This window comes from Neobacillus jeddahensis, from assembly GCF_000612625.1.
GTDB classification, from domain to species: Bacteria; Bacillota; Bacilli; order Bacillales; family Cytobacillaceae; genus Neobacillus; species Neobacillus jeddahensis.
The window spans coordinates 22,423-28,422 of record NZ_CCAS010000055.1; the positions used below are offsets into that span (position 1 = coordinate 22,423).

The following is a 6,000-nucleotide window of genomic DNA, read 5'->3' on the forward strand; positions in this document are numbered from 1 at the left end:
AGAGGAGTGTTATTCAACTATGGCAAGTAACAACAACTCTAATCAACTTCTAGTACCAGGCGTCGAGCAAGCACTTAGTCAAATGAAGTATGAAATTGCTTCAGAATTTGGTGTTAATCTTGGAGCAGACACAACTTCACGTGCTAACGGTTCAGTCGGAGGAGAAATTACAAAGCGTCTTGTTGCAATGGCAGAGTCTCAACTTGGCGGGTTCCAACGTTAATTTTTAACAAACCTAATTTTACAAATTAATAATATGGCTAAGCCCCCACCTTTATAGGTGGGGGCTTTCATTGATTTCTATACCATATTCTCTGGTTTGATCCAGTCAGCAAATTGTTCTGAGGTAACAAATCCTGACTTAACTGCTGCAGCCTTCAAGGTGATATTTTCCTTAAAAGCGAGTTTGGCAATTTGAGCTGCTTTCTCATAGCCAATATGTGGATTCAAGGCCGTAACCAACATTAATGACTGCTCCACGTGTTCTCTGATAATTTCTTCGTTAGCCTCTAGTCCTGCTAGGCAATGTTGATTAAAAGATCGAAGTCCATCTGTCAGGAGCCTAATCGATTGGATTAGATTATAGATAATCACTGGTTTAAAGACATTTAGTTCAAAATTACCTTGGCTTGCAGCAAAACCGATGGTTGCATCATTGCCAAACACCTGACAGGCGACCATCGTCAGCGCTTCACATTGTGTTGGATTAACTTTTCCAGGCATAATCGAGCTCCCAGGCTCATTGGCGGGAATCCGAATTTCACCGATGCCGCTGCGAGGTCCACTCGCGAGCCAGCGCACATCATTCGCAATTTTCATTACATCTGCAGCTAAAGCTTTTATGGCCCCGTGCACATAAACAATTTCATCATGACTCGTTAGTGCGTGAAATTTATTCTCGGAGGAGCGAAATGGATAACCTATTAGGTTCTCTAATTGCTCAGCCACGAGAATACCAAACTTTGGATGAGCGTTTATTCCTGTCCCAACGGCCGTACCACCAATCGCTAAATCGAGTAGATAGCGGTTAGCTTCCCTGATCATTCTCTCGTTTTTCTCAAGCATTGCCCTCCATCCACTGATTTCTTGACCAAGAGTCAGCGGGGTTGCGTCCTGAAGATGTGTTCTCCCAATTTTCACAATCCTTGAAAATGCCTTCTCTTTTTCAAGTAATGTTTGTTTACATTCTTGCACAGCAGGAAGCAGTTCTTCTGTAATTTTTTTATATGCAGCTATATGCATTGCTGTGGGAAAAGTATCATTGGAGCTTTGTGACATATTAACATCATCATTCGGGTGAATCAGATCTGTCATCCCCTGTTTTCGCAGCCAGACATTCGCTCGATTTGCAATGACCTCATTCACATTCATATTGGATTGGGTACCACTTCCCGTTTGCCAGACAAGCAACGGAAACTGCTCATCATAAACTCCTTTCAAGATATCATCTGCAACCTCACAAATTGCTTCCATCTTAGCCTTACTAAGCTTTCCAAGGCGAGCATTCACCATGGCAGCTGCTTTTTTAATTAACACTAAACCATAGATAAGTTCCATTGGCATTTTTTCAGCACTAATTTTAAAATTATCCTTGCTCCGCTGTGTTTGCGCCCCCCAATATTTATCTAATGGTACAAAAACTTCACCAAGTGTATCCTTCTCCGGTCTATAATTTTCCATTAATATCCCACCTCCTAATTCCTTATATATATATTTCCATTTTTATCAAATTTATCAAACATAATTGCTAAAAAAACTGCAGACATTTGTCTGCAGCTTATGATTTAATGAGCGTATAACCAATAAAATATGTAAGGATTAGAAAGCTTCCGATTGCCAACACAACTGAATAGTCAGACATGTACATCCCACCCCATTTTAATTTTACATCTTAAACATTTATAAAATAGCATAAGAAGAAGGCGTGGCATGTGATAAAAATTACATCTTAATAACTTAAGTGTGAACTTCCTGTGAATATTCGCCTTTTAGAATAACAAGAAGTGTTGGACTTACCTCATTAGAAACAAAGCCAACATCACTATCTAACAAAGTATTTTTGTAGAGAATAAACGAGGGATTCCAAAAAAACTTTTGGGAGTCCCTCTTTTTACCTTTATCCAGCTAATTCGGTTCCACCTTGTTGAAGCTGATACATTTGATAATATTTCCCATGCCTCTCCATTAGTTCATCATGTGTGCCTTTTTCAACGATCATCCCACGATCCAGGACAAGAATTTGATCGGCATTTCGAATCGTTGATAAGCGGTGCGCGATGATAAAGGTCGTTCTCCCTTTTTTCAGGACATCCATCGCCTCTTGAATAAGCGCTTCTGTCTCTGTATCAATACTAGATGTCGCTTCATCAAGGATGAGGATGGCTGGATTAAAGGCAAGCGCCCGGGCAAAAGAAATTAATTGCCGTTGACCGCTTGAAAGGGTACTCCCCTTCTCCATTACCGGTTCATCATAGCCATTCTCTAAATTCTTAAATACCTTTTCGGCCCCGACATCCTTTAATGCCTGCTCTACTTTTTCTCTTGTTATGGATGGATCATTCAAGCTTACATTAGCGGCAATCGTCCCTGTAAATAAGTAGGGATCCTGCAAAACAATTCCCATATGGTTTCGAATCGCTTGCCGAGGAAAGGTTTCGATATCCTTTCCATCAATGATGATTTTTCCTTTTTGACAGTCATAAAAACGGAACAATAAATTCATAATGGAGCTTTTTCCAGACCCTGTATGACCGACAAGGGCAACTGTTTCACCATGCTTCGCTTCAAAATCAATATCCTTAAGGACATATTCCCCTTCTTTATAGCCAAATGAGACATGATCAAAGCGAACATTCCCTTCGTAGCGGGGAATTTGTTCATTACTGACCTCCACTCCTGGTTCATCAAGCAGCTTAAACACTCGTTCGCCCGCCACGAGCGCCTGCTCCAAATTCGCCAATTGATTGACAATTCCCTGAACAGGTTGGAAAAGTCGGTTGATATAATCGACAAAAGCATAGAGCATACCAAGGGAAATGATACTAGAAGGAACGAGCGCTTGCCCCCCAAAATACCAAATAAAGGTCACAAAAATAAGATTTCTTAATATCCCAACTAAATTATGTGAAGTTAATGCATTTAATCTTAACAGTTTATTTTGATACATAAAATGCTCATGATTCAATTTTTCAAAATCAGCTTTTGTTTCTTTCTCACGACTAAAGGCCTGAATAATACTCATTCCTTGGATGGACTCATTGATCATTGCATTAATGTCACTATTTCTTGAACGAATGACTCGATTGTATTTAGAAGCAAACTTTCGGTAGATTAACATCCATGCGTAAAGAATAGGCAGTAACAACAGGCAAATAGCCGCTAGCTTCATATTCAAGATAAACAAGGCCACATAAATGCCTGTAATATATATACTGCTAGTAAAGAATGTAGCCAATACCGTCACGTACAGCTCCCGTATTGCCTCAGTGTCGTTGGTTATTCTGGCAACCACTTTACCTGCCGGCAGGTTGTCAAAATATTTGATGGGCAATCTCTGAATATGGGCAAATATATCTTCACGCATTTTTTGGATGATACGATTAGCTGATTTTTGAAGGAGAAACCGTTCTCCATATTGAAAAATCGCTGATATTACTAATAGCCCAAAGTAAATGGCGATCAGCTTGAAAATACCTGGAATTTCTGGCTGATAAAAGGCTAATAGGTCGGTTCCTTTCAACACAATAGCTTGATAGTTCACCACATCCGAATCCTTTTTAACCGTTAACGTACCATCATGTAAATTTCTTTCTCCATCAAAGGCAAGCTCTTGGTCTACAAAAACAAACTTAGAACCTACTTGTAAAATGCGAATCGGTTTTCCTTTTTGTTCAGAACGAGAAAAATATTTCTCTCGTTTATAATATTTCTCATTATATTCCACAGCTTGATTACCTTTTGTCGTTTCATACCATAAGGATTCAATCCCTAAAATATGCTGATCAATGATATTCTTCGCAATAAATGGACCAGCTAGATCACTAATCACGGAGATAGTCAGCATAACTAATGCAGCGATAATTATTTTTTTATAAGATAAGCCATATCTTGCTAGACGCCTTCCTGTAGTCATGCTGTCACCTCCTCATCGATTGTATTGTTAATCTGCTGGCGGAAAAACTGTTCCGTATACCACCCGTTTTGTGCCAACAGCTTTTCATGGGTTCCAGCTTCGATGATGTTCCCATCATCAAGGACAATTATCTGGTCAGCATGTTGGACAGCAGACATGCGGTGTGTCGTAATAATCGTCGTCTTGTCATTTCTTACATCTCGAATATTATCTATGATTTTCTTTTCGGTTTTCGCATCCACAGCTGACAAGGAATCATCAAGGATAAGGATTTCCGGATTTTTAATAAGTGCTCGGGCAATGGAGATACGTTGTTTTTGACCTCCTGATAAGGCCACCCCTTTTTCGCCAACAAGGGTATTAAGTCCTTCCGGAAGCATTTCTAGATCCTTTCGGAAAGCTGCTAAATCAATGGCTGTCTCTAAATCTGCCTCGCTTGCATCCTTCCTGCCAAAGAGAATATTCTCCTTTACACTTCTCGAAAAAAGCACATGATCTTGTGGAACATACCCTATCCAGCTGCGAACCTGATTCAAGTTCTGCTCCTCTAATGGAACACCAGCAATCGATACGTTTCCCTTTCCAAGTGGATACTGTCTTAAAAGTTGCTTAATAAACGTTGTTTTTCCACTCCCTGTTTTACCGACAATTCCTAATGTCTGCCCCTGAAGAAGAGTAACATTGATGGACTCGAGATTATTCGTTTTGGACAGTGGATAACGGAAGGTTACCTGCTTATAGTCTATCCGGTCCGCGGATGCTACCTCGATAGGCTCAGCTGGATTACTGACTTCTTCCTTATAGCTGAGTGTTTCATTCACACGGTCAAGCGAGGCATTTCCTCGCTGCATCACATTGATTAACTCCCCAATGGCGAACATTGGCCAAATCAGCATTCCCAAATATACATTAAATGAAACAAGGCCTCCCAATGTGATGGATTGATGGAAAACTAGATAAGCTCCATAACCAAGTCCGATTAAATAACTAATCCCTACTAGCACTTTTATCGTTGGATCAAATAGGGCATCAATTTTAGCAACCTTGATGTTTTTCTGATAAACATCCTCTGTTAATTGGTGAAACAGTTGACGATCTGCCTTTTCCTGTACATAGGCACGAATGACTCTGACTCCAGCAATTGACTCAAGGACACGATCATTTAATTCCCCAAATGCGTCTTGAGCTTCCATAAAGCGGGCGTGAATTCTTTTTCCATAAATTTTCATTAGAATGGCCATTATCGGAAGCGGAATAATGGCGGCCAATGTTAGTTTCCAGCTAATGAAAAAACCCATTGTCATTAGCAGTGTCAGCATCCAAACACTTGAATCGACTAGTGTCAATATCCCAAATCCAGCGGTATTGGAAATTGCTTTTAAATCGTTTGTTGCTCGGGCCATCAAGTCTCCTGTACGATTTTTCTCATAAAACGCTGGCGTCATTTTTAATAAATGCTTAACAAATCGGGAACGTAGTTTCCTTTCTACTAGAAAGGCGCCCCCAAATAATTTGTGCTGCCAAATATAGGTGATGCCATAGGATAACACCATGATGACCAAAAGAAATCCAATATAGCGAAGAATCTTCTCTTCCGTTATGCCGCCAACGTGAATATCGTCAATTGCCATACCAATTAATTTGGGTGGCATGACTTCCAAAATCCCTACAAAAATTAAAAGTGCGATAGCGACCACATAACGCCGCCAATTTTCTTTAAAAAACCAACTCAATTTTTTTAGAACTGCAAACATATGCTGACTTCCCCCTCTTGTTAAACTAACCGCCTTCTAGTTCCTCTGTCGCGCACGCTAAATTTTCATATAAATTCCATCCCATTACTATTTCCTCCTTTTAATAAAATAAGA

Annotated in this window: 4 protein-coding genes; 1 reads left to right on the top strand and 3 read right to left on the bottom strand. The window is 40.0% G+C overall.

What is annotated here, in order from left to right; translation table 11 throughout:
• Positions 1 to 19: 19 nt before the first annotated feature.
• On the top strand, positions 20 to 223 hold the full coding sequence (locus tag TY15_RS18520) for an alpha/beta-type small acid-soluble spore protein (RefSeq protein ID WP_026566044.1): 204 nt from the start codon (positions 20 to 22) through the stop codon (positions 221 to 223).
• Positions 224 to 300: 77 nt separating this feature from the next.
• Here the strand turns inward: TY15_RS18520 and fumC are convergent, their stop codons facing one another.
• From fumC to TY15_RS18535, 3 genes are all read right to left on the bottom strand, one after another.
• On the bottom strand, positions 301 to 1,680 hold the full coding sequence (gene fumC / locus TY15_RS18525; RefSeq protein WP_040204420.1) for a class II fumarate hydratase: 1,380 nt from the start codon (positions 1,678 to 1,680) through the stop codon (positions 301 to 303).
• 436 nt (positions 1,681 to 2,116) lie between these two features.
• Complete coding sequence (locus TY15_RS18530; RefSeq protein ID WP_040204418.1) at positions 2,117 to 4,132, bottom strand: ABC transporter ATP-binding protein; 2,016 nt, start codon at positions 4,130 to 4,132, stop codon at positions 2,117 to 2,119.
• On the bottom strand, positions 4,129 to 5,886 hold the full coding sequence (locus TY15_RS18535; protein WP_040204417.1) for an ABC transporter ATP-binding protein: 1,758 nt from the start codon (positions 5,884 to 5,886) through the stop codon (positions 4,129 to 4,131). Before TY15_RS18535 ends, TY15_RS18530 begins: the two co-directional genes overlap by 4 nt.
• Positions 5,887 to 6,000 lie beyond the last annotated feature (114 nt).

Excerpts from the sequence above, each read along its gene's own strand:
- TY15_RS18520 (WP_026566044.1), top strand. The coding sequence starts at position 20 with ATGGCAAGTAACAACAACTCTAATCAACTTCTAGTACCAGGCGTCGAG.
- fumC (WP_040204420.1), bottom strand. The coding sequence starts at position 1,680 with ATGGAAAATTATAGACCGGAGAAGGATACACTTGGTGAAGTTTTTGTA.
- TY15_RS18530 (WP_040204418.1), bottom strand. The coding sequence starts at position 4,132 with ATGACTACAGGAAGGCGTCTAGCAAGATATGGCTTATCTTATAAAAAA.
- TY15_RS18535 (WP_040204417.1), bottom strand. The coding sequence starts at position 5,886 with ATGTTTGCAGTTCTAAAAAAATTGAGTTGGTTTTTTAAAGAAAATTGG.